The 26,256-nt window shown below is 69.7% G+C and carries 24 protein-coding genes; 8 read left to right on the plus strand and 16 right to left on the minus strand.

The window, feature by feature from the left end:
• Nucleotides 1-24 precede the first annotated feature (24 nt).
• Nucleotides 25-1,023, plus strand: a complete 999-nt coding sequence (locus BJ958_RS13235; protein WP_179727251.1) for an IS481 family transposase — start codon at nucleotides 25-27, stop codon at nucleotides 1,021-1,023.
• Here the strand turns inward: BJ958_RS13235 and BJ958_RS13240 are convergent.
• The 3 genes from BJ958_RS13240 to BJ958_RS13250 all read right to left on the minus strand — a co-directional run bounded on the left by BJ958_RS13240 (nucleotide 1,020) and on the right by BJ958_RS13250 (nucleotide 4,642).
• Nucleotides 1,020-1,910, minus strand: coding sequence for an ABC transporter permease (locus BJ958_RS13240; RefSeq protein ID WP_179727252.1), 891 nt, complete (start codon nucleotides 1,908-1,910; stop codon nucleotides 1,020-1,022). The genes BJ958_RS13235 and BJ958_RS13240 overlap by 4 nt on opposite strands.
• A 127-nt stretch (nucleotides 1,911-2,037) precedes the next feature.
• Nucleotides 2,038-3,546, minus strand: a complete 1,509-nt coding sequence (locus BJ958_RS13245; protein WP_179727253.1) for an ATP-binding cassette domain-containing protein — start codon at nucleotides 3,544-3,546, stop codon at nucleotides 2,038-2,040.
• A 28-nt stretch (nucleotides 3,547-3,574) separates the two neighbouring features.
• Nucleotides 3,575-4,642: a sugar ABC transporter substrate-binding protein gene (locus BJ958_RS13250; protein ID WP_179727254.1), complete on the minus strand. Its 1,068-nt coding sequence runs from the start codon at nucleotides 4,640-4,642 to the stop codon at nucleotides 3,575-3,577.
• A gap of 174 nt (nucleotides 4,643-4,816) precedes the next feature.
• Between BJ958_RS13250 and BJ958_RS13255 the strand changes: the two genes are divergently transcribed.
• On the plus strand, nucleotides 4,817-6,976 hold the full coding sequence (locus BJ958_RS13255; RefSeq protein ID WP_179727255.1) for a N,N-dimethylformamidase beta subunit family domain-containing protein: 2,160 nt from the start codon (nucleotides 4,817-4,819) through the stop codon (nucleotides 6,974-6,976).
• 302 nt (nucleotides 6,977-7,278) lie between these two features.
• On the opposite strand, the gene BJ958_RS13260 is transcribed toward BJ958_RS13255, so the two are convergent.
• The 11 genes from BJ958_RS13260 to BJ958_RS13310 form a co-directional block, all read right to left on the minus strand.
• A complete protein-coding gene (locus BJ958_RS13260; RefSeq protein WP_218865744.1) occupies nucleotides 7,279-8,334 on the minus strand; it encodes a phosphotransferase in 1,056 nt (351 codons plus the stop codon).
• Nucleotides 8,331-9,638 carry an aspartate aminotransferase family protein gene (locus BJ958_RS13265; protein WP_179727257.1) on the minus strand — a complete coding sequence of 436 codons (1,308 nt, stop codon included), beginning with the start codon at nucleotides 9,636-9,638 and terminating at the stop codon, nucleotides 8,331-8,333. The genes BJ958_RS13260 and BJ958_RS13265 overlap by 4 nt, the downstream gene beginning before the upstream one ends.
• 4 nt (nucleotides 9,639-9,642) lie before the next feature.
• A complete protein-coding gene (locus tag BJ958_RS13270) occupies nucleotides 9,643-11,133 on the minus strand; it encodes an APC family permease (RefSeq protein ID WP_343052675.1) in 1,491 nt (496 codons plus the stop codon).
• A 29-nt stretch (nucleotides 11,134-11,162) separates the two neighbouring features.
• Nucleotides 11,163-12,530: an FAD-binding protein gene (locus BJ958_RS13275; protein WP_179727258.1), complete on the minus strand. Its 1,368-nt coding sequence runs from the start codon at nucleotides 12,528-12,530 to the stop codon at nucleotides 11,163-11,165.
• Nucleotides 12,527-12,937: a nuclear transport factor 2 family protein gene (locus BJ958_RS13280; RefSeq protein ID WP_179727259.1), complete on the minus strand. Its 411-nt coding sequence runs from the start codon at nucleotides 12,935-12,937 to the stop codon at nucleotides 12,527-12,529. Before BJ958_RS13280 ends, BJ958_RS13275 begins: the two co-directional genes overlap by 4 nt.
• A 14-nt stretch (nucleotides 12,938-12,951) precedes the next feature.
• Nucleotides 12,952-14,403 (minus strand): aldehyde dehydrogenase family protein, encoded by a 1,452-nt coding sequence (locus BJ958_RS13285; protein WP_179727260.1) that lies wholly within the window; start codon nucleotides 14,401-14,403, stop codon nucleotides 12,952-12,954.
• Between the two features lie 166 nt (nucleotides 14,404-14,569).
• On the minus strand, nucleotides 14,570-15,589 hold the full coding sequence (locus BJ958_RS13290; protein WP_218865746.1) for an LLM class flavin-dependent oxidoreductase: 1,020 nt from the start codon (nucleotides 15,587-15,589) through the stop codon (nucleotides 14,570-14,572).
• Nucleotides 15,586-15,909, minus strand: coding sequence for a TIGR04076 family protein (locus BJ958_RS13295; protein WP_179727261.1), 324 nt, complete (start codon nucleotides 15,907-15,909; stop codon nucleotides 15,586-15,588). The genes BJ958_RS13290 and BJ958_RS13295 overlap by 4 nt, the downstream gene beginning before the upstream one ends.
• A gap of 32 nt (nucleotides 15,910-15,941) precedes the next feature.
• Nucleotides 15,942-16,592, minus strand: a complete 651-nt coding sequence (locus BJ958_RS13300; RefSeq protein ID WP_179727262.1) for a response regulator transcription factor — start codon at nucleotides 16,590-16,592, stop codon at nucleotides 15,942-15,944.
• An 80-nt stretch (nucleotides 16,593-16,672) separates the two neighbouring features.
• Nucleotides 16,673-17,188, minus strand: coding sequence for a flavin reductase (locus tag BJ958_RS13305; protein ID WP_179727263.1), 516 nt, complete (start codon nucleotides 17,186-17,188; stop codon nucleotides 16,673-16,675).
• A gap of 123 nt (nucleotides 17,189-17,311) precedes the next feature.
• A complete protein-coding gene (locus BJ958_RS13310) occupies nucleotides 17,312-18,820 on the minus strand; it encodes a PAS domain-containing sensor histidine kinase (protein WP_179727264.1) in 1,509 nt (502 codons plus the stop codon).
• Between the two features lie 164 nt (nucleotides 18,821-18,984).
• Here BJ958_RS13310 and BJ958_RS13315 point away from each other — a divergent pair, with 164 nt between their 5' ends.
• Nucleotides 18,985-20,148, plus strand: coding sequence for an acyl-CoA dehydrogenase family protein (locus BJ958_RS13315; RefSeq protein ID WP_179727265.1), 1,164 nt, complete (start codon nucleotides 18,985-18,987; stop codon nucleotides 20,146-20,148).
• On the opposite strand, the gene BJ958_RS13320 is transcribed toward BJ958_RS13315, so the two are convergent.
• Together BJ958_RS13320 and BJ958_RS13325 are read right to left on the minus strand one after the other, a co-directional pair.
• On the minus strand, nucleotides 20,111-21,322 hold the full coding sequence (locus BJ958_RS13320) for an MFS transporter (RefSeq protein ID WP_179727266.1): 1,212 nt from the start codon (nucleotides 21,320-21,322) through the stop codon (nucleotides 20,111-20,113). The two genes, BJ958_RS13315 and BJ958_RS13320, sit on opposite strands and share 38 nt — an antisense overlap.
• Nucleotides 21,323-21,405: 83 nt before the next feature.
• Entirely contained in the window at nucleotides 21,406-22,335 is a 930-nt protein-coding gene (locus tag BJ958_RS13325) for a helix-turn-helix domain-containing protein (protein WP_246319538.1), read from the minus strand.
• 106 nt (nucleotides 22,336-22,441) lie between these two features.
• Here BJ958_RS13325 and BJ958_RS13330 point away from each other — a divergent pair, with 106 nt between their 5' ends.
• From BJ958_RS13330 to BJ958_RS13350, 5 genes are all read left to right on the plus strand, one after another.
• Nucleotides 22,442-22,690 carry a helix-turn-helix domain-containing protein gene (locus BJ958_RS13330; protein ID WP_179727268.1) on the plus strand — a complete coding sequence of 83 codons (249 nt, stop codon included), beginning with the start codon at nucleotides 22,442-22,444 and terminating at the stop codon, nucleotides 22,688-22,690.
• A 3-nt stretch (nucleotides 22,691-22,693) separates the two neighbouring features.
• Nucleotides 22,694-23,002, plus strand: coding sequence for a hypothetical protein (locus tag BJ958_RS13335; RefSeq protein WP_179727269.1), 309 nt, complete (start codon nucleotides 22,694-22,696; stop codon nucleotides 23,000-23,002).
• A 64-nt stretch (nucleotides 23,003-23,066) separates the two neighbouring features.
• Nucleotides 23,067-24,404: a patatin-like phospholipase family protein gene (locus tag BJ958_RS13340; protein WP_179727270.1), complete on the plus strand. Its 1,338-nt coding sequence runs from the start codon at nucleotides 23,067-23,069 to the stop codon at nucleotides 24,402-24,404.
• A 260-nt stretch (nucleotides 24,405-24,664) separates the two neighbouring features.
• Nucleotides 24,665-25,204: a type IV toxin-antitoxin system AbiEi family antitoxin domain-containing protein gene (locus BJ958_RS13345; protein WP_179727271.1), complete on the plus strand. Its 540-nt coding sequence runs from the start codon at nucleotides 24,665-24,667 to the stop codon at nucleotides 25,202-25,204.
• A complete protein-coding gene (locus BJ958_RS13350) occupies nucleotides 25,201-26,217 on the plus strand; it encodes a nucleotidyl transferase AbiEii/AbiGii toxin family protein (RefSeq protein ID WP_179727272.1) in 1,017 nt (338 codons plus the stop codon). The genes BJ958_RS13345 and BJ958_RS13350 overlap by 4 nt, the downstream gene beginning before the upstream one ends.
• Nucleotides 26,218-26,256 lie beyond the last annotated feature (39 nt).

Here is a 26,256-nt window from a genome sequence, read left to right on the forward strand (position 1 = left end):
ACGCTTCACTGACCGGAGGCCCTCGTGTCCCACGCTAACGCTGCCCTGACCCCGCGCGCCCGTTTGCGGCTCGCCCAGCTCGTCGTCGACCGCGGCTGGACCTACGCTGCAGCGGCCAAGATGTTCATGGTCGCCCCACGCACCGCGAAGAAGTGGGCCGACCGCTACCGCATCGAAGGCCCGGGCGGGATGGTCGACCGCAGTTCACGACCGAAGACGTGTCCGAACAGGACCAGGCCGGAGGTGGTGCGCCAGATCGTGCGACTGCGATGGCGCCAGCGACTCGGTCCGGTCCAGATCGCCGGCCAGCTCGGCATGCAGGCCTCGACCGTGCACGCCGTGCTCGTCCGCTGCCGGATCAACCGGCTCTCCCACATCGACCGCGTTACCGGGGAGCCGCTGCGACGCTACGAGCATCCGCACCCCGGCTCGCTGATCCACGTCGACGTCACCAAGTTCGGCAACATCCCCGACGGCGGCGGGCACAAGTTCCTCAGCCGCCAACAGAGTCGAGCCAACGGCATCGCGACAGCACTCCGCACAGGCGAACGCGGGAAGCACTATCGACCATTGATCGGGACCGCGTTCGTGCACACCGTCATCGACGACCACTCACGCATCGCCTACGCCGAGATCTGTACCGACGAGAAGGCCGCCACCGCGATCGGCGTCCTACAGCGTGCGGTGGCCTGGTTCGCCGATCACGGCGTCACCATCGAACGAGTCCTATCAGACAACGGCTCGGCCTACCGGTCCTACGCCTGGCGCGACGCGTGCGCTGAGCTCGCCATCAGCCACAAGCGGACCCGGCCCTACCGGCCCCAGACCAACGGGAAGATCGAGCGCTTCCACCGAACCCTCGCCGACGGATGGGCCTACGCCCGGCTCTATGAGTCAACCGAGCAACGCAACGCCGCGCTGCCCGCCTGGCTCCACTTCTACAATCACCACCGCGCCCACTCCGCCATTGGAGGCCGCCCACCGGTCACCCGGCTGACCAACCTCCCCGGACATCACAACTAGCCCGTCCGCGATTGGAGCTTGTCCAGGGACACGGCCACCACCAGCACGAACCCCGTGACGACTCCCTGCCAGAACGCGGAGACGCCCATCAAGCCCAGGCCGTTCTGCAGAACCGCGATCAGCAGCACGCCGACGATCGTGCCGCCGACACCGCCGATGCCGCCGAAGAAGCTCGTGCCGCCGAGGAGCACCGCCGCGCCTGCCGTGAGGGCAAGACTGGCGCCAGCCGTCGGCGAGGCCGACGCGAGGCGGCTGGCATCGATCAGGCCGGCCACGGCGGCGAGCAGGCCGCCGATTCCGTAGACACAGATCCTGACCGCTGGGACGTTGATGCCGGCGAGCCGGGCCGCGTCAGGATTGCCGCCGACGGCATAGACCGCGCGACCGAAGGGCGTGCAACGCAGGACGTACCCCGATATCGCGAGTACGACCGCGGAGAGGATGATCGGGAACGGGATGGTCAGCACCGTGCCATTGCCCAAGAAGTAGATCAGGCTCCCCTCCGGCTCTGCGATCGCGTTGGTCTTGCCGTTGGTGATCACGTTGAGCGCTCCGGTGAACAGAGACGAGGTCCCTAGGGTGACCACGAAGAAGTTCAGCCGGAAGGCACCGATGAGGACACCGTTGACGGCGCCACCCAAGAGAATGCCGATCCCGATGCCGCACAGCAGCGCCGCCACGATCGGCAGGCCTGCGTCGAGAGCACGGAAGGCCGCGTAGCCGGACGCCGCGTAGATCGCGCCGACGGAGAGGTCGAAACCCGCAGCCAGGACCACGAAGGTCAGCCCGACCGACGTGATGAGCAGTGCACTGTTGCCCGAGAGGACGTTGAGGACATTGGCCTTCGTGAAGAAGAACTCCTGCGTGGACGCCAGGTAGACCAGCATCACCAGCAGTGCGGCAAGCGCTCCGGCGAATCCCTTGATCTCGCGGATGACGCCGCTCAGGACGACGCCGTACGTGGGCCGACCCTGGTCCCGGGGCGAGGCACCGTCGGGCGCGAAGGCAGTGGACTCAGACATCGTGTTCGACTCCCGCTATGTGTTGCGCGATGGACAGTTCATCGAGTTGGTCGGCGGGCAGGTCGCCCACCACCTTGCCGTGCAGCATCATCACGATGCGGTCGCACAGCCCGAGGAGCTCGGTGCTCTCCGAAGAGCTGATCAGCACGCCGACCCTCTTCGCAGCCAGCTCTCTGATCACGCGGTAGATCTCGGACTTGGCGCCGACATCGACGCCGCGTGTGGGCTCGTCGAGCAGGAGCAGCCGCAGATCGCGATCCAGCCAACGGCCGATCACGACCTTCTGCTGGTTACCTCCGGACAGGCTCCCCGCCGGTAGATCCGGGTCGTCCGGCCTGACCTGCAGATCGGCCATCACGGCCCGCGCCGCCCGACGCTGACTGCGCGCTGGAACCGGCATCAGCGAGAGCCTGCTGTTGGTGACCGTCGTCAGGTTCTGCAGGACACTGGCACCGGCGATCAGACCTTCCTGTTTCCGGTCGCCGGTCACCAGCGCGATTCCGCGCTTGATCGACCCGCGGGGCGATCGGCGCCGGTAGGGCACACCGGCGACTTCGACGTCACCCTGCACAGCATCCGCACCGAAGACCGCGCGCACCACCTCGACCCGGCCTGACCCCACCAGGCCAGCAACGCCGACGACCTCGCCGGGACGTACGACCAGGTCGGCCGGCCCGGCGGTCGGCTCGACGCGGAGTCCACGCACCTCGAGAACCGGTCTGGCGTGCGTCGTTGGCCCAGCGGTGATCTCGCGATGGAAGTAGTCAGTCAGTGAGCGCCCCACCATCAACTGGGTGATGGTCATCTCGTCGGCCTCGCCGATCCCGAGGGTGTCGACGACCGAGCCGTCGCGGAGCACGGTGACCCGGTCAGCGACGGGCTCGATGTCTTGAAGCCGCTGCGAGATGAACGCGATCGCCAGTCCGCGCTCCTTCATCCGCCGGATGATCTCGAAGAGCGACTCCACGAGTTCTCCCGACAGCGAGCTCGTGGGCTCGTCGAAGATGACCACCGATGCACGCGACGTGATCGCCCGCGCGATGGCAACGACCTGACGGTCACCCGGCCCCAGGCTACCGACCAGCTGGTGGGAGCGAACCTTCGATCCCAGCTCCGCCAACGCCTCTCGCGCCACCCGGTGTGCGCCACGCCAGTCAACTCGGAGTGGCGAGCCCGGCAGGCCTCCCAGCGCAATGTTCTCCGCCACCGAGAGTGAGGGGACGACCGGCACCTCCTGCGCCACCATCGCGATGCCCGATCGCGCAGCCTGCAGTGGATTGGCGAAGTTGACTTCCTCACCGCGAACTCGGATCTCCCCGCTGTCCGCCATGATCTCTCCGTAGGCGACCTTCATCAGAGTCGACTTACCAGAGCCATTCTCCCCGAGGAGGGCGTGCGCCTCGCCCGGTCGGAGAGCGAAGTCGACGCCCCTGAGTGCGTGAGTTCGCCCGAAGCGCTTGTGGACCGAACTCATCTGCAGGACGGGCTGTTCTATGGCCATCTCGCCGCCTCGACAGACCGGGAGCGCGTCACTTGTCCAGCGCCATGACGCCGTCAGGGCAGCCGCCACCAGACGCGCAGGAGAGCGTGCCGGCCTTGATTTGCGACACTGCGTCAGACCACCCCAGATAGTCGGCTGCCGTCTCCTGGGTGACAAGTTCCGAGGGGCTCTCGACGTACGCCGGCACACCCTTCTCCCCAGCGAGCACGGCCTTCGTCAAGGTCTCCAGAATCAGCCCGGTGCGCCACGGCACCAGGTTGATGGTCGCACTGATGCGGCCGTCCTTGACCGCGTCGACACCGTCTTGATCACCGTTCTGCCCGACGATCACCATCGAGGTGACGCCCGCCGACTTGGCCGCCACCGCTGCGCCGATCGCGGAGCTGTCGTTGTAGGCCATGATCGCCTGGATGTCGTTGGTGAACCTGGTCAGCGCGGTCGCGACGACCTTCTGTGCGCCGGCGATGTCATCGGTCGGATTGTCCGCCCGACCGGACCAGGTGATGTCCGATCCCTCGGTCACGTCCGACTGATAGCTCTTCAACATCGCCTCAAGCGTCGGCACCGGGATTCCGAGGCCGACGCCGAGGACGTTGCCCTTGCCATCGAGCCGCTCCTTGACGAAGTCGGAGAGGAGTCGGGCACCGCGGTAGCTGCCACCAGTATCAACGTTGGCGTCGTAGACACCCAGGTCGCCGTTCGGCGTTGGGACTGCGGCCCAGCCGATCAACTTGATCCCGGCCTTCTGTGCTCGGTCAAGCGCCGGCCTCAAGGAGTTGGCGTCGAGCGGATAGACGATGATCGCATCGACATGCTGTGCCACGAGCTGGTCGATGTCGGTGACTTGCTTGGCCGGATCGAGCTGGGCGTCGAGCGCCTTGACAGTCATCCCGTCTTTCGCCGCCGCTGCGGTGAAGGCGTCCTGCGTGATCTTGAGGATCGGTTGTGCCCCCTGAGGATTCGAGATGCCGATGACGAGGTGGTCGCCGCCGTCGGAGCCCTCGTCGGAGCTGCTCCCACAGGCGGACAGCGCGAGTGATGCGCCGAGAACCAGGAGCAGAGCAGCTGCACACCGGCGCCGCGTTCGAACGAACATCTTTCCTCCAACGTTTGGGGATGGTGCCGGGGAGTACAGCACCGGTCCGCACTCCCCAGCCCCGGATCGGTCCGGTGGCCGGACCGGGCAATCGGCGACGGACGGGGGACGGGCGACAGTCAGGCGACGGCACCGTGATCGCGGTGTTCACGGTCACGCCAGCGAAGGGACATCATGAACGTCATCGGGTACACCGACCGGCTCACCTACCGAGCCGGAAACGAGGTGCATTGCCGGATCAGCACCACCGCGGACTCCTTCACCGCGCGATTGGTCCGCCTCCTCAACGGCGATCCCCATCCGCTCGGGCCGGGCATCGACATCCGGCCAGTTCCGTCAAGGCTGGACGGGCTGAGCTTCCCCGGCCGCGTCCAAGCGCTGCACGCAGGATCGCACGTCGTGATCGAGGAGTCCTTGGTCGCAGCCGGAGCCGATCTGGAGCTGTCCTGGTGGGCACGGCCCACCCTCGCTCGGGCGTCCCACGATCAAGCCATGGTCACGCTGACGTACGCGGATCGCAGCGTCGTCGTTCTCGGCATCGACAGCGACGGCCGATGGCGACTGGATGGCGACACTCTCGGAATCCCCGGCGCGCCTGTGGATCCCTTGCGCTGGTACGAGATCACGCTGCGGGTCGCCACCTCCGGTTCGGTGTCGGTGACGATCTCGACCGAGCAGCGCGACACCGAGTCGCTCACAGCCACCGCGCTGCCGCTGGCCGGTGCCGACCGCTTGGGGCTCGTCTTTGCGGCACGAGCGGTCGAGAACGGCTGTACGGATCACTTCAACGGTCGGATCGAGTCACCTCGCCTTGCCGGGCTCGCCGCTTGGGACTTCGGGCCGACGGATCGCCCCCGGACTGTCGACAACCGACTGGGGTCCGCCTTCCAAGGCCGAGCGGTCAACTTCCCTCTACGCGCCTGTCTCGGCCACCGCGGCGCGGGCGACGACGCCGACCCACGCCTGTCCCCGGAGTCGTACCAAGCCATCCATTTCCACGATGATGACCTGGATGACGCGCTTTGGCAGGACGACCTAGTCCTGGCACTTCCTCACGAACTGCCGAGCGCCGTGTACGGCGTCGAGGTCACCGCGGCGGACGGCACCACCGACACGCTCCCCTTCGTGGTCGCACCGACCGCCGCCACCGCACCTGCCCTCCTCGTGCTGCCGACCTTCAGCTACCTGGCGTACAGCTGCGAGCACGTGATGGCCGACCCCGGGGCGCGGGCCTACCTGGAAGGGGTCGGCATCACCGATGTCCCGGCGTTCGGGGGCAACCGGCACGACCGCTATCTGCTCGAGAACGGCCTGCGCAGCCTCTACGACGTGCACACCGACCTGACCGGCGTCTGCTTCACCTCCACCCGAAAGCCGCTGCCCAACATCAGGCACGACCACCGCTGGGCCGCGGTCGCAGGAGGAGCAACCTCGGCGCACCAGTTCAGCGCCGACCTGCACATCGTCGCCTGGCTCGTCCAACAGGGATTCGACGTCGACGTCGCCGCCGACGAGGACGTGCACGAGCGGGGTCTCGACCTGCTCGGCCAGTACCGGGTCGTGTTGACAGGAAGCCACCCGGAGTATCCGACAACCCCCATGTTGCGTGCCTACGAGTCCTACCTCGACGGGGGCGGCCGGCTGATGTACCTCGGTGGGAACGGCTTCTACTGGGTGACTTCGATCGATCCCGAGGAGGGACACACCATTGAGATTCGCCGCACCGCAGGCATTCGCGCATGGCAGCCGGAGCCGGGTGAGTGGCACCACCTGACCACAGGGGAGCTCGGTGGTCTCTGGCGCACCCGCGGAATCCCACCTCAGCGCATCGTCGGCGTCGGCATGGCCTCACAGGGCTTCGACACCAACCGCCCGTACGACGTGCTGGTCGACGTCGAGGACCCCCGCTGCGCCTTCGTCTTTGATGGGGTCGAGCTCGTGGATGGCCGCCTCGGCGAGTTCGACTCGATGGTCAACGGGCGGGGCGCGGCCGGAGTCGAGATCGATCGTGCAGACCACGCTCTAGGCACATCTCCCGACGCGCTCGTCCTCGCCTCCGCAACCGGGTTCAGCCGTGCCTATGGGCTGGATCCGATCGAAGTAGCTCTGCCCGACGGCTGCTACGACGGCACGACCAGCGACAAGGTCCGCGCCGACCTGGTGCTCGAGCCCAAGCCGCGCCAGGGTGCGGTATTCGCCACCTCGAGCATCGCATGGTCGGGTTCGTTGCTCGTCAATGGAGGTGACAACAACGTGTCCCGCGTAACCCGCAACGTCCTGGATGCCTTCCTGACGCAAGATGTGCTCCCGTTCAATCGGGCTCCGCGCGATTGACCACCGGGCAGCTTCCGCGGCGTCCCGTTCGCGGCGTGACGGTGGGTGAGTCCGGCTGAACACAGGGCTCTCTTGCACCCACTGCACGAAGCACCGACCAGCTGCCCCGACCGATGCCGGGCTGCGGATGGGGGCGGGCAGCACTGGACAGCAACCGCGCGTTGGAGAGCTGCTGGGTGTTCGGCGCCAGCGAGGTCAGGCAGTTGATGACGCCTCACCCACCAGGAGCAGCACGCGCAGCACGAGCTTGCGGTAGAGGATCGGCGAGATGTCTGATCGTTGCGTGGGGGTGGTCTCGGTACTCATGGTGACGGCTGCCTCCTGGGGGTGGGGACGGGTGAAGCGGCGGTGAGGTAGTCCTCGGCCGCACGACAGGCCAGGGCGCGCAGCGCCGGGCCGAACTCCTTCGCGGTGCCGGTCTCGGGCCGGGACTGGACCCAACCGAGGTAGGTCGTGCCGCGCAGGTAGAGGAAGAGCGGCAGCAGGCGCTCGTCGTCGGCCGCCAGGTCCCGTTCCGACCGGTAGCCGGACAGGAGCGCGGCACGCAACGCATCGAAGCAGGACTGGTCGAGGTGGAAGTACAGCGCGGTGGCGAGCTCGAACAGGTACCAGCCGTGGCCGGCGTCGTCGAAGTCGATCAGCTGGAGCTCGCCGCCGTCGACGAGGATGTTCTCAGGGACCAGGTCCGCGTGGATCAGGCCGTAGCCGTCGTGCCGGCCGAGGGCCAGCAGGTCGGCCCGAGCGCGATCACGTGCACGGACCAGCAGGTCGCGTTCGGCGTCGGTGAGTGCGCCGTACTCCCAGAACCGTCCCCAGCGCGGGTGCTCCCCGACGAGGGCGTCCGCGTCCCAGGCGGGACGGGTGAACCCCTGCGGCAACACCCAGGTGGCTGTGTGCCGGTGCAGGCGGGCCGCCAGCCGACCGGCATCGGCGAACAGGCGGACCGCATCGCCCTCGGCAAGGTCGACACCGGCCTCCGAGGTGCCCGCGGGCCGGCCGGACAACCAGCCGAGCACGGTCACCTGTCGCGGCTCCGGTACGCCGGGGTGCGCTGCCTCGACGACCAGGCTCCCGTCGGCCGCGGACACGACCGGCGGCACCGTGAAGCCGTCGACGTCGTGCAGAGAGCGCATCCACTCGAGCTCCGAGATCACAGCGGCCGGAGAGTGGTAGGCATGTCGGTGCACGCGAACCGCCACCCTGCGTCCGGTGGCCAGCTCGGCGGAGAACACGGCGTTCTCACGGTACTTCACCAGCTCCAGGCGGTGCAGGCCGCCGGCCCAGGATGCCCCGGCCACGTCGGCGAGGCGTGCCAGCGCCGCGGCCTGCTCGCGGTCCGGGAGCGTGTAGAAGCTCACCACGGCCCGGTGCCGTCGGAGGCCCGGTCGGGGACACCGTCGAGGGCGTCGTCGAGAGCGTCGAGCAGCCGGTCAGCGTGCTCGGTGGCGAAGACCAGCGGCGGCCGGATCTTCAGCACGTTGTCGTGTCGACCGATCCGGCTCAGCAGCACACCCCGGTCGCGCATGGCGTTGACCAGCCAGGCGGTGCGAGCGGCGTCCGGAACCCCGTCGTGCTCGATCTCGACGCCCACGAAGAGACCGCGGCCGCGGATGTCACCGAGCGGCTCGTGACGCGCGGCCAGCTTCGCCAGGCCCTCGCGCAGGTGGGCGCCGACCCGGTGGGCGTTGGCCTGGAGCCCCTCCTCGTCGAGGACGTCGAGCACGGCCGCGCCGGCCGCCGCAGAGACCGGGTTGCCGCCGAAGGTGTTGAAGTAGGTCGCCGCCGACTGGAATGCCGACACCAGCTCGTTGCCGGCGACGACGCCGGCGATCGGGTGGCCGTTGCCCATCGGCTTGCCCAGCGTGACGAGGTCAGGAGTGACGCCGGCCAGTTCATGGCCCCACAGCGCGTCGCCGGTCCGGCCGAACCCGGCCTGGACCTCGTCGCAGATGAAGAGGCCACCCGCGGCGCGGACCAGCTCGACCGCGCCGGCGACGTACCCGGCGACCGCGTCGGGCAGACCCTCGTTGGCGAAGAAGGAGTCGATCAGGATGGCGCCGACGCCGTCGCCCGACGCCTCGAGCGAGCGCACCGCCTCGGCCACCTCGCCCAGGTACCGCTCGAGCAGCTCGGCCTCGGTCAGGCCTGCGCCGTCATGGCGGGGGTCCGGGACCCGCACGGCCCGCGCGCTGGCCGGGAACTCCTCCACGACCGGGAAGCAGGTCGTCAGGGACGCGAGCGTCGCGGTGTTCCCGTGGTAGCTGAAGTCGCTCACGATCAGCCCGCGCCGACCGGTCGCGAACCGGGCCATCCGCAGCGCGAGCTCGTTGGACTCGCTGCCGGAGCAGGTGAGCACGGCGGTGTCGAGGGAGTCGGCGAACCGCGCGGTGAGCCGCTCCGCGTAGTCGACGACGACACCGTCGAGGTAGCGCGTGTGCAGGTTGAGCGTCGCCGCCTGTCGAGCCACGGCCTGCACGACGTGCGGGTGGCAGTGGCCGACGTGCGGCACGTTGTTGTAGGCGTCGAGGTAACGGCGTCCATCGGCGTCCTCGACCCAGACGCCGCTCCCGCGCACCAGGTGCACCGGGCGGTCGTAGAACAGCGGGGCGTTGCGCCCCAGGACGCCGCGGCGACGCTCGAGCAGGTGGTCCAGGCCGGTCATCTCGTCACTCCTCGATGGTCTCGAGGACGCCCCGGTAGTCGTCAGGCCGGCGGACCCGCAGCCACAGGCCCTGGCCGACCCCGAAGGCGGGGAACGCGGCGATGAGGACGTAGAAGAACAGCACGCGGCCGGTCACGTGGGGCTCGCCGAGCAGCAACGGGAAGTTCTCGATCTGGAGGTAGGCGACGAACAGCAGCCCGGCCAGACCGAGTCCGGGCGCGACCCAGCTGCGCCACGGTCCCTCATCGACGCCGGGGCGAGCGAGGTAGACGATCACCGCGATGCTGGCGAGGGCCATGAGCAGCACGATGGAGAACATCGCGACCCCGCCGAACCAGGTGAAGACCTGCATGATCGGGTCCAGGCCGCTCGCCGCGAAGACCGCGACCATGGCCAGCGCGAGCGAGATCTGCGCGAGGGCGGCGACGTACGGCGAGCCGTGCCGGGGATGCACCTTCGCGAAGGATCGGGGCAGTGCGTGGGCGATGCCCATGGAGTGCCCATAGCGGTTGAGCACATTGTGGAAGGACAGCACGCAGGCGTAGAGGCTGGTGATCAGCAGCAGGTTGACCACCTGGGCGCCGGTCCCGCCGAGGTACTCCCCCGCCAGCACCATGATGAAGTCGCCCACGTGCTCGGGGATCCAGGACGGGAACCGGCCGACCCCGACCGCGAGGATCAGCGCCCACTGGGTGAAGGTGTAGAAGACGGCGATCACGATGACAGCGCCGTACGTCGCCCGCGGGACCGTGCGGTCGGGGTCCTTGGCCTCGTCGCGGAAGATCGCGGTCGACTCGAAGCCGAGGAAGCTCGCGATGGCGAACATCAGGCCCAGGCCGGGCGAGCCGGTCGTCACGTTGTCCCAGTGGAACGAATCGAGGCTGACGCCGTCGTGGCCACCCTCGGCCAGCGCGACGACGGCGAGCAGCACGACGATGCCGATCTCGAGGACGAGCATGACGCCGAGGACCTTGGCGCTGAGGTCGAGGTGGCGGTAGCCGAGCATGCCGGTGACCGCGAGCGTTGCGAGCGAGTACACCCACCAAGCGACGTCCGGACCGTTGAGGCTGTCGACGACGAACGCCTGCAGCTGGGCACCGAGCATGGCCGCGATGCCGACCTGCGCGGTCGTGTAGGTGAGGATCGCGAGCCAGGCCGCGCCCAGGCCCGCCGGCCGGCCGAGGCCGTGCCCGACGTAGGTGAAGAAGGCGCCCGGCCGGTGCACGGTCCGCGCCATCGTGGTCAGGCCGACGGTGAAGAGCAGCAGCACGACGCTGCTGCCGAGGGTCAGCGCCGGCGTTCCGACACCGTTGCCCAGCATGGCCTGCAGCGGGAAGACGCCGCCGACGGCGGTGAGCGGTGCGGCGGCGGCGACCACCATGAAGATGATGGCGGTGACGCCGAGGCTCCCCTGCAGGCGGTGCTCGCGGGCATCGCCCGGGGAGGGAGTGACACTGGTGGCGGCACGGCCGCCGAGTTCGTCGAGGTGGGACACGGGTGGTTCTCCGTTCTTGTGGGTCGCGCTCAGCGCGGGCGCCCGGGGAGGTGGAAGAGGCCGTCGGGGTCCCAGGTCGAGCGCAGCTCGGTCAGCCGGCGCCAGCTCTCCGGGCTGAAGGAGCGCTCCAGACGCTCGGGATGGCGTTCGTGGTCGGCTTCGCTGACGAAGTTGCCGACGCTGAGCGGCGCGAGGATCGCCGACATCTCCTCGATCCAGCGCGCGTTCGCCTCGTCTGCAGCCGGGTCGGTCCACAGCGCGTACGCCATGACCAGGGTGCGGTGGTCCATCGAGTAGGCGCCGGCTCGGGGGTCCAGGCCGACCTGCTTCCCGTTCCCCGGCATCAGGGCGACGAAGTTGCTCAGGCCCGACGGCGCCCGCACGAAGGCGTCGGCGAGCGGGACCATCGCGCCCGCGGCGTCCAGGTCGGTCCAGAAGGCGTCGGCCAGGTAGCGGTGTCCGTCGGGGTACTCGGCGTCGAAGGACGCCGAGAGGTCCTCGTAGGCCACCGGCGCCAGGTCGGTGCAGGCCAGCGGCTCGACGCCGGGACCGTCGGCGAACGGCGCGAGCGCCGCCCGCGCCTCGGCCTCGGTGTCGACGTACGCGGTGGCGAGCACAGTCACGATGCGGTCGGGATAGCCCTCACTCGGCAGGTGGTCGTGGCGCCCGGGACCGCCGGCCGCCGTGAACACCTCGACGTACGACGGCAGCGTGGCCGACACCCGGCTCACCCAGGCGCTGACCGCGGCGAGGTGCTCGTGGTCGAACACCCACGATGAGACCCGGGTGTCGACCGGGCGGTCCTGGAGGTCGAGCTCGAACTCCGTGACCACTCCGGGGAAGAGGGGTCCCGCGCCGCGGGCCAGCCAGAGCAGGTCCCGGTTCTCGCTCTCCGACGCCACCACGAGCTCGCCCTCGGCCGTCACGACCCGCACGCTGCGCACGCTGTAGCAGGCGGGCTTCCAGTGTCCCGAGTTGACGCCGATCCCGCCGCCGAGCAGGTAGCCACCGGCACCCGGGGTCCCGCAGTGCCCTGATGAGTAGGCGAGACCGTGCGCGGCGACGGCCGGGACGATCGCGGAGCTGCGGGCAGCGGGACCCACCCGCAGCCTCCTGCGCTCGGCGTCGACGTCGACACCGTCGAATGCGCTCATGTCGATCAGGACGCCGCCCTCACGCACCGGCGCGGCGATCCAGCTGTGCCCACCGGAGAGGACGGCGACCTGGTGGCCGTCGCGCCGGGCGGCGCGCACGGTGTCGACGACGTCCTGCTCGGTGCGCGGACGGACGACCACGTCGGGACGGCGGTCGACGGGCAGCTGGTTGAACACGAGGTCGGCGAGCCGTTTCTCGAAGCCGGGGTCGGAACGCGTCAGCCGCGGGCTATCCGTCCTCACGGGACCACCAGCTGACGCGACTCGTGGGCGTGCACCAGGCGCCAGTCGCCGCCGGACCTCCGTAGGGCGGCGGTGAAGCGCACCTCCCCGGTCAACGGTTCCTCGATGCCGTGCAGGTGCATCGAGGTCGCCAGGGTCGAGAAGCAGAGCGCCAGGTCCCCGGCCACGGTCACGTCGGTCTCGAGCTCGCGCCACTCGGCGATCCGCTCGACGACGGCCGGGATCCCCGTCCAGTAGGCGACGATCTCCTCCCATGTGCGGCACGGCCGTGCGTACTCCTCCGGCTGGTACAGCAGGTCGGAGTACTCCTGGTCCCACAGCGCCTGGAGGCCGTCGAGGTCCAGCGCCTGCAGGGCTTCGCCGTACGCCGTCCAGGTGGCCCGGACCCGCTGCTCGTCGGTCGTCATCGGTGTGCCTCCGGTCAGAGGACGACCGTGACGGTCTTGGTCTCGGTGTTGGCGGCGATCGCCTCCACCCCCAGCTCCCGGCCGACGCCGCTGGCCTTCGTCCCGCCCCAGGGCAGCTGCGGGGCCAGCGGCGACCAGCCGTTGACACCGATCGCGCCCGCCTGCAGCTGGGCGGACACCGTGTGGGCGCGGGCGAGGTCGCGGGTCCAGACGGTGGCCGCGAGCCCGTAGTCGTTGTCGTTGGCGAGTGCGACGGCCTCGTCGGGGTCGTCGAACGGGATGACCGTCCCGACAGGTCCGAAGATCTCCTCCCGGGCGATCGTCATGTCGTTGGTGCCCGCGAAGACCGTCGGCGCCACGAAGAAGCCCGGGCCGTCCGGGGCCGTGCCGCCGGTGACGAGGGCGGCGCCGTCCGCGGCCCCCTGCTTCACGTAGCCGAGCACGCGGTCCCGCTGGGCCGCGTTGACGAGGGGGCCCATCGTGGTGCCCTCGGCGAACGGGTCGCCGACCACCTGGGCCTCGGCTGCCTGCTTGAGGCCCTGGAGGACGTCGTCGTACACCGAGCGGTGGGCGAGGATCCGCGTGCCGGCGGCGCAGACCTCGCCGGAGTTGAAGAACAGGCCCATCCCGGCGCCCTGGACGGCGGCCTCGAGAGCGGCGTCCTCGAAGATGATCTGGGGCGACTTGCCGCCGAGCTCGAGCGTGGTGCGCTTGAAGGAGCCGGCCGAGTTGACCAGGATCCGGCGACCGACCTCGGTGGAGCCGGTGAAGGAGACCTTGCGCACGCCGGGGTGGAGGCTCAGCGCCTCGCCGGCGACCGTGCCCGCGCCCGGCAGCACCTGCACGGTGCCGGCCGGGAACCCGGCCTCCTCGACCAGGGCGGCGAGGTGCAGGATCGAGAGGGAGGCGTCCTCGGCCGGCTTCACGATGACCGCGTTGCCGCAGGCGAGGGCCGGCGCGAGCTTCCAGCCGAGGATCATCAGCGGCGCGTTCCAGGGCACGATCGCGGCGACGACGCCGAGGGGCTCGCGGCGCGTGTAGGCGTGGGTGGGCCGGCCGAAGTAGCCGTCGTTGGCGATGGTCTCGCCGTTGATCTTGTCGGCCCAGCCGGCGAAGTGACGCAGCGTTGCTGCCAGGTTGGGCACGAACATCATCCCGGCGAAACCGACCGGGATGCCCATGTCGAGCGCGTCCAGCGTGGCCAGGGTGGCGGCGTCGCGCTCGACGAGGTCGGCAAGCCGGTTGAGCAGCTGGCCCTTGGCGGAGCCGGGGAGCGCACCCCACTCGCCCCGCACGGCGGCCGTGGCCGCGGCGACCGCCGCGTCGACGTCGGCCGCTCCGGCCGCCTGGATCGCGGTGATCGGCTCCCCGGTGGTGGGGTTTAGGACCGTGAGGGGGTCCGCGCTGCCGGCGCGCCAGGCGCCGTCGAGGAAGAGCTGGGTGTGCAGGGCGGGTACGGCGACCATCGGATGCTCCTGGTGCTGTCGGGACTGCGCCGGTACCTGCCGGCGTCATGTGATCCACGACACTAGGAACGGCGGTTCGGTCAGTCGATTGGCGAAACCCCTTGCCCGGAGGGGGATTCCCGACGTGGCCGTAAGGAAATCACTCAGCCGGGCAAGGGGCTCCGGATCAGGTGGAGGCGGCGCGTACGGCGGGCAGCACCCGCTCGACGAGCAGCTCGAGGCCTCGGCGTTCGTCGAGGCCGAAGGGGTTGCCGAGGTAGACCTTGTCCACCCCGGCCGACGCGAGCTCGACCAGGTGGTCGACCACGTCGCTCGGTGTCCCGCAGACCAGGAAGCGGCGCAACAGGGCGGCAGGGACGAGTCGTCCGGCGCCCTCCTCGTCGCCGTCGGCGAGGAGGTCCCGGATCCGCTCGATCAGGTCGGGGTCGAGGTCGACCGTGGGGTCCAGGTGACCGACCGCCTCGACGTACATGGCTCCCCTGGCGCGGGCCAGCGCCTCGGCCGCGGACCGGTCCTCGTCGACGACCAGCATCGGGTTGAAGGAGACGACGAGATCGTCCACGTCGCGACCGGCCCGTTCCGCGCCCGGCGCGGCCAGGTCGCGGATGACCTTCGCCATGTCGGGGTTCGCAGTGCCGCCGACCTCGATCTCGTCGGCGATCTCGCCCGCCAGTGCGGCCATCCGGGGGCTCCAGGTGCCGATCACGAGCGGGATCCGGTCGCGATGGACGTCGTACTGCAGGCCGAGGCCGGCGGCGAGCTGGAACACGGTCCCGTTCATGCCCGACCGGTCGTCGCGCAGCAGCCGCGCGACGATGTCCGCGGTCTCGCGGACCGCGGTGATGGCGCGGCGCTGGTCGAGCCCGAGCTGGTGCAGCCAGGCGCCGCGCACCAGGCCGAGATGGGCTCGTCCGCCCGATGCCGCGTCGAGGTAGGCGACCTGACCGGCGATCTCGACGGGGTGCACGGTGAACGGGGTCAGGCAGCCGAGCCCGAGCTGGACGCGGTCGGTCGCGGCCGCCATCTCCAGCAGTGGCCCCAGCGGCGGCCGGAACAACAGGTCGCTGTAGACGACGAGCTCGTCGACGCCGTTCTCCTCCGCGTAGCGCGCGAGCGGGGCGTACGACCCGGGGCGGCCGGACGCCGCCCAGCCGAGACCGATGCGGAGCCCTGCCGCGCCCGTCACATCAGGTCCGCCGCGCGGTGCCGGCGCAGCGCGGTGCGCTCGATCCGCATGACCACCCGCTCGTCGGGATCCGGACAGGTGGCGTGGGCGTCGCAGGCCATCCAGTCGTGCTCCGCGAGCGGCCGCTGCTTGGCCGAGATCATCGGGAAGACCGCCTGCATGGCGTACATGCAGAAGTGCTTGCCGTCGGGGATCCGCACCTCGTCGGTCCCGCTGACGTCGAAGTGGTCGCCGACGGACAGGCCGCAGATCGACCGCCCCTCGATCCGCTCGACGACGACGCGCAGGTCGTACAGCTCCACGGTTGGTTCATCGCTCATCTGACGGGCATCTCCCTTGTCGTGGTGGTGGGTCAGATCGGCACGCCGGTCCTGAGCACCTCGCTCACCAACGTGCCGAGGCTCTCGGCATCGGTCTTCGCCTTGATCCGGGCGCGGTGCACGTCGACCGTCTTGACGCTCGCGCCCAGCCGGCGGGCGATCATCTGGCTCGACAGACCGTCGACGACCAGCCGGAGCACCTCGCGCTCGCGGGGCGTCAGCTGGTCCAGTCGGTCCTCGACCTCGCAGCGCAGGGCGCGCTCGGCGAACAGCTCACGGGCCCGGCCGACCTGCTCCTGGACGAGGTCGAGCATCTGCTGCGGCTCGTAGGGCTTCTCGAGGAAGGTCACCGCGCCCTGGCGCAACGCCCGCACCGACATGGGGATGTCGCCGTGGGCCGAGCAGAAGATGATCGGCGCCGGGTAGCCGCGGGCGAGGAGCTGCTCCTGCAGCTGCAGACCGCTCATCCCCGGCATCCGGACGTCGAGCACCAGGACCGCCGGCTGCCCGGGGTCGAGCTGCTCGAGGAAGCCGCTCGCGTCGTGGTGCAGGTGCGGTTCGATGCCGACGCTGCCCAGCAGGAAGACGAGGGACTGGCGGAGGTCCTCGTCGTCGTCGACGACGTGGACCTGGGGTGCTCCGGTCCGGCACGCGGTGGCGGCGTACTGGTCGTCGGCCTTCATCCTTGCCTCCTTCGCAGGTGCGCCGACGCTAGGCCGACCATGACCGTCGGGTATCGCCCTCGGACCGCTGGGCGGACCGGTCAGCTGGCGACGCCGACGGCGTGGAAGCGGCGCTGGAAGTAGACGAGCGCGCCCCGGTCCTCCGCGACGCTGACGTCGTCGACCTCGATCATCAGCACCGAGTGCGACCCGTGCGTGTGACCGGACACGATCCTGCCGACGACATTGGCCGTGGCGCCCCGCAGCACCGGTACGCCGCCCGCCAGCTCGTCCCACGCCTCGCCGGCGAACCGCTCGGCCATGGGCAGGCCGGTCGCGCCGGCGAAGCGCATCGCGAGCTCCTCGTGCTCGGGTCCGAGCAGGTTGACGCAGACTCGGCGGTTGGCGAGGAAGGCGTCGTGGGAGCGGCTCGACTGGTTGAGGCAGGCCAGGAGTGTCGGCGGCTCGTCGGTGACCGAGCACAGCGCGCTGACCGTGATCCCGGCGCGGCCGGCCGGGCCGTCGGTGGTGATGACACTGACAGCCGCCGAGAGCTGCGCCATCGCCGCCCGGAAGGCGCGTTGCGCGCCGGTGAGGGATCCGCTCGTCACGGTCATCGCCGTCCTCCTGGTCGACCGGTCGCCCGTCGGTGCGACGGGCTCAGCACGACCGTACGAAGACGACACAGGTCGTCACCATCGAGACTTTCACCCCGGGGGCTGAGGGATTCCCGTACGTCCTCAGCCCTCCACGCTGGGCAGCGTGAAGCACATCCGGGCTCCCCCGCCCTCGCGCTGCTCGCTCCAGATCGTGCCGTGCTGACGGGTGATGATGCGGTGGCTGAGGGCGAGGCCGATCCCGCTCCCGTGCTCCTTCGACGTGAAGGACTCCGCGAACGGGTCGCGCTGCAGGCCACGGCCGCGGTCGGCGACCACGAAGAGGCCCTCTGCCACGCCGGCCCCGTCCCGTCGACACGTCGACAGCGTGACCGGCTCAGAGCTGGCCGCGACCGCGGCCATCTCGTCGATCGCGTTGAAGGCGAGGTTGAGGACGACCTGCCCGGTCAGCACCCGCTCGCACCGCACGAGGACCGGTTCCGGGGCGAGGTCGAGCTCGACCGCGACGCCCGCTGGCTCGGCGCGCAGTCCGATGAAGTACGCACACTCGGTGACGATGTCGTTGAGGTCGACGACCTGCTCGACGTGCTCGAGGTGGCCGACGAAGGCCCGCAGGGAGCGCACGATGTCCGCGGCGCGCTCGATCTGACGCACGGTGCTGTCGAGCCCGAACGACAGTGCCTCGCGCGTCGTCGGGCCGGCCCCCGGTTCGGCGAGCGCCTCGGCATGGGTGCGGACGCCGGCCAGGAAGTTGCGTGCCGCGGCGAGCGGCTGGCCGAGCTCGTGGGCGATGGCCATGGCCAGGTCGCCCATCGCGGTGTAGCGGGCGAGGTAGTTCTCCTGCTCGAGCTCCCGCCCCCGACGTACCTCGTCGAGGATCCGGCCGGAGACGTCGTGCAGGATCATCAGCAGCCCGCTGTCGCCGCTTTCCCGGGGACGTTCGACGCTGCCCTCGAGCCAGACCGCTGACTCGCCTACGCGGTGCACCTCGAGCTGGACGGGCGCGACCGGGGTCGCCTGCTCGACCACCTCGGCCCAGGACGCCGGGCGGCCGCGCAGTCGGAGCCGGACGTAGTCGGTGAGCAGGCCGAGAGGCTCGTCGAGCGGTGCGCCGATGTGGCGCAGCGCGCTGTCGGTCCCGAACCGGAGCGCCCCACTGTCGTCGAGCAGGAGCGCGAGGGTGGACGTGTGGTGGGCCAATGCGTCGACGTACGACGTGGTGAGGCGCAGCTCGCGCTCGACGGCCTGCTCCCGCTCGATGTCGCGGAACTGCACCATCACGCCGATCCGATCCTCCAGCTGGACCCGGATCGCGAGCGCGTCGGTCGGGATCACGCGACCGGACCGCGAGCGGTAGTGCCACTCGACACGACTCACGCCGCGCTCGACCGCGTCCTGCAGCCAGGCCCGGCCGATCACCCGGTCGTACTGCTGGGCCGAGCTGCTCATGTCGTTGGCCTTGAGCGGGCGGATCTCCTCGAGCGAGAACTCGAGGAGCTCGCAGGCCGCCGGGTTCGCCCAGAGGATGTTCTTGGTCTCGGCGTCGTGCAGCAGCACGCACATGTGCGCCGCATCGAGCATGGCGACGAAGTCGCCGCTGACCAGCTCGGGTGCACGCGGGTCGACCTGCATGCGCCAAGGCTAGGCCGTTGGGGCGGGCAGGTCGTCCGCCCGGGAGTAGGGGAAATCCTTACGCCTGCTGGGGATTCCATCGGCATGGGTCCGCGAACTACCGATTCCACCGGCCACAGCCGGTTCCTAGTGTCGTGGGTCCAACGAACCACGGGAGCTGACCGATGACCCAGACCGAGGACGCCGTCCGTCCGAGCGGCGCCGAGCGCCGCCAGACTACCGTCGAGGACGTTCTCGACGAGCTGCGGCGACGCAGGAACGAGTTCCACGAGCAGCGCTTCGTCGCGCCGGACTTCGTCGACCGCCTCAAGGAGATCGGCGTCTACCGCTGCGCGGCCCCGGTGCGCTTCGGCGGGACACCGGTCCGGCCGGCCGACTTCCTGCGCCTGGTGGAGCAGATCTCGACCGTCGACGGCTCGGCCGGCTGGGTGGCGAGCTTCGGCTGCCAGACGACCTATCTGGGCTCGCTGCCGCTGGAGACCCTCGAGGAGATCTACGCCGACGGCCCCGACGTCGTCTTCGCCGGCGCACTGTTCCCGGTCCAGGAAGCACGCCGTACGCCGGACGGCTTCTCGGTCACCGGCCGGTGGAAGTTCGCCAGCGGCTGCAAGGCGGCCGAGGTGATCTGCGTCGGCATCCCGGGCGACGACTCGACCGCAGGCAAGCCGCGCGGCGCCGTGGTCCGGCCGCAGGATGTCCGGATCGTCGAGGACTGGGACGTCGTCGGCATGCGGGCGACGGGCTCCTTCGACCTCGTCCTCGAGGAGGTTCTCGTCCCGGAGCGTCGTACCTTCATCCGCGGGGGCGCCCCGACGATCGACGAGCCCATCTACCGCTACCCGACGATCACGTACGCCGCCCAGGCGCTCTCCGTCGTCTCCGCCGGTGTCGCCCGGGCCGCCCTGGACTTCGCCGAGGAGCTCGGTGCGGGCCGTGCGGGCATCACGGGAGCGCCGAAGCTCGCCGACCGCGCCTACTACCGCACCGGCATCGCCGAGGCCGAGGCCACGCTGCGCTCGGCCAGGGCCTACTTCTTCGAGGCGGCCGAGGAGGCCTGGGACGGCGTACTCGACGGCGGCCCGCTGAGCGACCGCGCGAACGCGCACCTGCGTCTGTCCGCCGCCCACCTCGCCCGCACCTCGGCGCGCGTCGTGGCCGACGTCGTCAGCCTCTCCGGCACGGCCCCGATCTTCACCGGGCACCCGCTCCAGGACCTCCTGGGCGACGCGCTGGTCCCCCAGTCACACGCCTTCTTGAGTCCGGCGATGTACGACGCCGCCGGAGCGGTCCTCATGGGCGAGCCGCCGACGGTGCCTGCGTTCCGTTGAGCTCGGACGCGGGCGCGCCGCCCCACGCTGCTTGGGAACGCCAGAGCAACGCCGCCAGCGCGAAGCACGCGGCCCCGAGCAACGCCAGCACACCCACCCCGGCCCACGCGGCCGGGTACCCGGCCCGGTCGACAGCGATGCCGAAGGCGGTCGGTCCCAGCATCCCGCCCGCGAACAGGGCGGCCTGGGATCGGCCGGTCATCGCGCCGACCGAGCGCGGACGGGCCGCTGTGACGGCGAGGTTGAACACGCCCGGCCAGCCCCACCCGAGGCCGTAGCCGATCGCGACGAAGACGAGGAATGCCGGTCCGTCTACGACCGCCAGGCCGGCGTACCCGAGGACACCGCTGGCAAGCAGCAGCCCCAACCCGGCCACGGCACGCGGCGGCGTCACGTGCCCGGCCAGCCAGGAGGCGGTGACCCGGCAGCCGACGCAGGCGAGGCCGGCCACCACTATTCCCGTGCCCACGGTGCCGGGATCGAGCCCGCCGTCCAACGCCGCAGAAGCCGCGAACGCCGGGAGCACGGTCGCGGTCGCCGAACCGAGGAGACCGCCGAGACCGAGGAGCACCAGACAGGCCCGGCTCGGCTCCGTCACGGGGCCGGTTGGTCCGGACGCGGTCGCCGCGGCTACCGGCTCGGGAACGCGGACGACGAAGGCGCCGAGGGCGGCGAGGACGGCCACCAGCACGAACGCGGTCCGCCATCCCCAGGAACCCGCGACCGTGCCGAGCATCAGCCCCGACACCAGGATCGACGCCGGGATCGCGGCCTGGACGATGCCGAAGTACAGCCCGCGCCGCCGGCCTGGTGGCAGAGCGGAGAGCACCAGGTTGGCGGCCGGTTGCGAGAGGGCGACCGGGAAGCCCTGCAGGAGCAGGCCGACCGTGATCACACCGGGCCCCGGCGCCGCGGCGAGGACCGCCAGCGCGACCGAGCTGGCGACGAAGGTGACCCGCAGCGCTGCAGCAGCCCCGATCCGGTCGACCCACGGCCCGGCGACGGTGCAGACTGCCGCCGCGACGAGATAGCACAGCCCCACCGCGAACCCGACCGCGCTGGCGGACATGCCGAGGTCCCGGTCGATCCCGGCCGCGAGGGCCCCGACGAGGAACGGCGGCGCAGCGGCCGTGCTGAGGGCCACGAGGACGACGGCGAGCTGGCGGGACGGCATCGACGAGCAATCTAGGCAACGGCTCCGCCCGGCGCTCGCGATTCGGTTCGGTGAACGAACCCCTTCGGGGCACGTCGCCCGGCCTAGATCGTGCGGAGTCGCTCGACAAGCTCTGACTTCTCGTCGAATGGGTCGATGGCCACTCTCACGACACACCGGGATCTCTGCGGCGTCAGAGCGACCAAGTGCTCGTCGTACCCCAGCTCCGCCCAACGTCGAGCGAAGGCGACCCCGGCGCTCCAGGTGGCGGGCGTCGAGGGAAAGCGGGTGGTCGGGAGTTCCTCGACGAGCCGCTCCACTACGGCGGCGATCGAATCGGCATCGTCCACCCGCGTCCTCCCCTCGTCGTCAGCGCCACCAGCCTGCGCGCTTCTCTGCCGCGGGTCGAACCGCGTCGGGATGAACCGGACCGACGGCTGCTTCGGTCTCTTCGGCAACGGCTCGTAGCTGCGGATCCATGCCGACGCCGTCAGCATCGGGTCGGGTCCGAACCGCAACGCGTCGGGCCGGGTCGGCTCCTTCGCGATCACGATCGCCCACTTCCACGCCTTGCGGACGGGCTCCGGGAGGTCGAGCTCGTCCCACACGTCGACGAGGAACGGACCGTCGACCCAGCGGATCATCTGCTGCGGCAGCCCGTGCAGGATCAGCTGCTCATACACGCCCTTGCGCTGCTCCCGGTTGTGCAGGTCCCACTCGCGCATCGGACCGTCGCCGTCGGGGATGCTGAGCGTCGCGAAGCAGTCGGGCATGTCGACGTGCCAGAGGAGGTTCGGCACCCAGAACGGCCCGAGCCGCGGCACCCGGTGCTCGACCCAATCGATGTGCACGCGCAGGTCGAGATCGAACCCGATCGCTTCGAGGATCCGCGACGCGACCTTGAGCGTCGGGGACTTCAACCCGCGTTCGTACGCCGACAACGTCGCTTGCGACGTACCGGACCTCGCGGCGACCTCGACCTGCGTCAGGCCACGGGCTCGTCGTGCGATCTCGAGCAGATACGCCCGATCCATCTCTCGACGATATCCGATCGAACGTATTCGGCACGCTGCTTGGCGCGGCCGGTGCACCTAACTGTCGCCCACGATTCCCGCGGGCCTTCGCCAGCCAGGAGGAACCATGAACAACACCGCCCAAGACATCCCCTTCCACGCCCGCCACGACGACGAGCTGCTGACCCTCGACGATGTCGCCGAGATCCTGCGAACCCCGGCGAACACCGTGCGCTGGTGGCGCCAGGAGGGCACCGGCCCGGAGTTCTTCAAGATTGGACGGCGGCTCTACACGACCGTCGGCGACCTGCGCACCTTCATCCGCGCCCAGCGACTCGCATCGGCCTCCGTCCTCGGCCAGCCGAAGGCGGTCTGAGTCGTGCAGTGGCCGCCAGATGCCTCGGACAGCGACGACCCGCGGCACGTCTTCCTCGATGCACGCGACGTGATGACGCGCTACGGCTGGGGCAAGACCAAGGGGTACCAGAACCTCAAGGATCGTGAATTGGTGCCACCGCCGGTCATGACGCATCCCAACCGTTGGCGACTCGATCAGCTGCTGGCCTGGGAGGAGAAGCGCATGGCCCTCGCCGAGGCTGCACAGGGTGCGTTGCTCGCGCCCGATCGAGAGGAACTGACCCTCACCGAGCTGCTCCCCCAGCCGAAGAGCCGACGCCAATCGGCGTGACTGGGACCCTTCGCCGGATCTTGCCGGCGCGGCGCTGTCGGTGGTCGCCTCAACAATCTGGCTGGTGAGAGACCACCACGAAGCAGTGTCAGCTGACGCAGCCTTGGACGACTCGACGATCGGCGTCGCACTCTCGGGTGGTGGCGTGCGCGCCGCGTTGTTCTGCGCCGGCGCCCTGCGAGCGATCGTTCGTCACGCCGAGTTCAAGGACAAGCAATTGGCCGTATCAGGAGTCTCCGGCAGCGCGCTGCTCGCTTTCGAGACAGCTTGGTCGTCGGCCTCGACCGATGAAGAGGCGCTCGAGGAGGCCATCGAGCGGATCGTCAAGTACGGCTACTGGCTCGGTCGCCGTTGGTGGGCCATCGCGGTAGTCGTCTTGCTATCTGTCTCGATCGCCTTTCCGATTCTCCAGGGTTCCGGCTCCTCGACAGCGGGGCTCCTGATCGCCATCGGGATCGCCGCCGTGATTGCAGGGCTGCTGGCGATCGGACTGTTCCGCACGCAAGGGATCTTCTACCGTGCGCGCCCCGTCGCCTGGCATCCCCTGCCGATCTACTCCGCGCGACCGAGCCAGTTCGGTCGCGCACCCGCACGTCGCCTCACACTGGACCACGTCGTGCTCAACGCGACATCCCTCAATGACGGCTCCTACGTGTCCTTCGACCGCCGAACTTTCCCCACTGACATCCCCGTCAGTCGGCTCGCTGAAGCGTCGGCGGCGTTTCCTGGGGTCTTCCTCCCGCGACGCCTGCCCGGACGCGTCGAAACGCTCGCGGACGGCGGCGTCCACGACAACACCGGGCTCACCTACTTCCGACGAGCCGAGCGACGGCCCGAGCTCGTCCTCGCGATCGACGCCGGGGTATCGAGTCAGCCGCCCACCGGTACGCCGTACTCACTCGTGCTCGCAATCCTCCGGCGCGCACCATCAGCCATATGGATCCTGATGGGATCGGTCATCGGCAGCGCCGTCGTCAGCGCCCTTCTGAAGGCACCGTGGCTGTCCGCTCTGATCGCGACTTTCGCGCTGGTCGCGTTCGTTGCGACGATCATCATCGTGATCCCGATCGCCATCGTTCGCGGGTTCTGGACAGATCTGCGGTGGCTCGGAAGGGGGTGGCCCATCACGGTGCGCGTCGCGTCAGACCTGCACCGGGAGGTGTTCACGCTGGAGCACGCCGCCCGTGGTGGCGCGGTCTTGAGTGTGAAGCTCGAGAGTGGGCCGGAACCAGTTCGCGCCAAGACTCAGCTCTGGCGGTTGAAGGAGTCCGTAGCTCGCCAATTGGTTGGTGAAGGACAACGCCGGACGGAGGAGCTGCTCCGGGGGTGGGCGACACTGCCTGCCGAGGAACGGCCCTCGACGTACGGCATCGATGGCGTCCGCGGCCACGCGATCAGGTAGCTGTCCGGCGGATCGCTACTTCCTGGCCGGACCGCGAGAGGACCATCAGGTCGAGGTCCCAGAGTCGGCGCATCGTGCACTTCTCCTCGTCGCCGAGGCCATGGCTGGAGAAGCGCGGCTACCTACTGTCCTCGCAACTGGCGGGCTCTCCGCGCCTCGACGACGCCCGACAACCTCGCAATCGATCGCGAGGCGCCCATACACCAAGGGATGTCACATCCGTACCGATATTGGTACGCTTGTGACATCGGAGGTGCAGGATGTCCTATCGGCAGACGCTGCGCGAGCTCGCGTTCGACAGCCACGGCGTCGTCACGGTCGCTGACGCGGCCGAGCTCGGCGTGCCTGCGGTCGAGCTGCGCAAGCTCGCCTCCCGTGGCGCGCTCCAGCGGATCAGCCAGGGCGTCTACCGGATGCTGGAGGCCCCGACAAGCGAGCTGAGCGAGTTCGCCGAAGCGGTGGCCGCGACTGGGTGCGCCGACGCTCTTCTGGTCGACGAGGCTGTGCTCGCCGCCCACGGACTGGCGCAGGTCAACCTCCGCACGATCAAGGTCGCTGTCCCCCGCCGGACTCGGACGCAGGTGCCGGCGACCGTCGAGGTCATCCAGCGCGTCGTCCCCGACGAGGAGCGCGACTTCATCGACGGCATCCCCGCCATGACCATCGCCGCAGCGATCCGCGCAACGAAGGGCCGCATCCTCCGCGAGCGACTCATCGACGCCACGCGCCAGGCTGAGGCCAGGGACCTCATCAGCGAGGCGGCCCGCGACGAACTCATCAAGGAACTGGACGACGAGTGACCACCGAGCCCGCACGCGATCCGGGAAGCGTCAACGAGCTGCGCCGCCGCGTCACCAACCTCTCCGCCGCTCGCAACACCACCGTCAGGCGGCTGCAAGCTCTCGTCGCCAACGTGATCGTCGGCCAGATGCTCCCGGAAACGGCGATCAAAGGCGGGACAGGGCTCAAGCTCCGCTTCGGCGACACGCTCACCCGCGAGACTCCAGACCTCGACACTGCGTTCCGCGGTGACCTCACCGAGTTTCGTCAATCCTTCGAGCGCAACGGCGCCGAAGGCTGGGGTCCGTTCACGGCGCGCATCGTTGAGGGCCGCAAGCGCGGTCCTGAGCACGTCCCCGCGGCGTACGTCATGCAGCCCTTCAGCGTGAAGCTCAACTACCGCAACAAACCCTTCGGCACGGTCACCGTCGAGGTCGGGTACGACGAGCTCGAAGTCACCACCGACGACGCTCCTGAGATTGTCTCGTCGACCGAGGCAGGAGAGATCTTCGCGGCCCTCGGACTGCCCGAGCCCGGTCCACTGCGCGTACTGCCGTTGCACCACCAGGTCGCTCAGAAGATCCACGCGTGTTCCGAACCGGGCAGCGACCGTGCCCACGACCTCGTCGACCTGCAGATCATGGCTCCCGGCCTCGACGATCGGCTCGTCGCCGGGACCTGCCGCCGCCTGTTCGCCTTCCGGCAGCTCCACGCCTGGCCGCCGGTCATCACTCCGGCCGGAGACTGGGCGCCGGCCTACCAGGACGCCGCGCTCGGCCTCGACGTCCTGACTCATGTGGAGAGGCCGTCGCGTGGGCGAACACCTACATCGCCCGTCTCGCCGTGGAGCCGATCGCACCGTGACGTGTTAAGAATCGACCGAATTCTTAACACGTCCCAGAGACGTGTTAAGTCGACGCACAGGTCGTCAGCAGGGCGCCGAGTGATACACGAAAGTGATGCACGAAGCCCCGGAAACGGTGTCCAACAGCCTCCTTCGCCGATGCATCGCGAACTTCGAAATGCCCCCTGACCTGCAGTTTCGCGAAAATCCGTCGACGATCGTTCAACC

It is taken from the genome of Nocardioides kongjuensis (assembly GCF_013409625.1).
In the GTDB taxonomy this organism is placed as follows: domain Bacteria; phylum Actinomycetota; class Actinomycetes; order Propionibacteriales; family Nocardioidaceae; genus Nocardioides; species Nocardioides kongjuensis.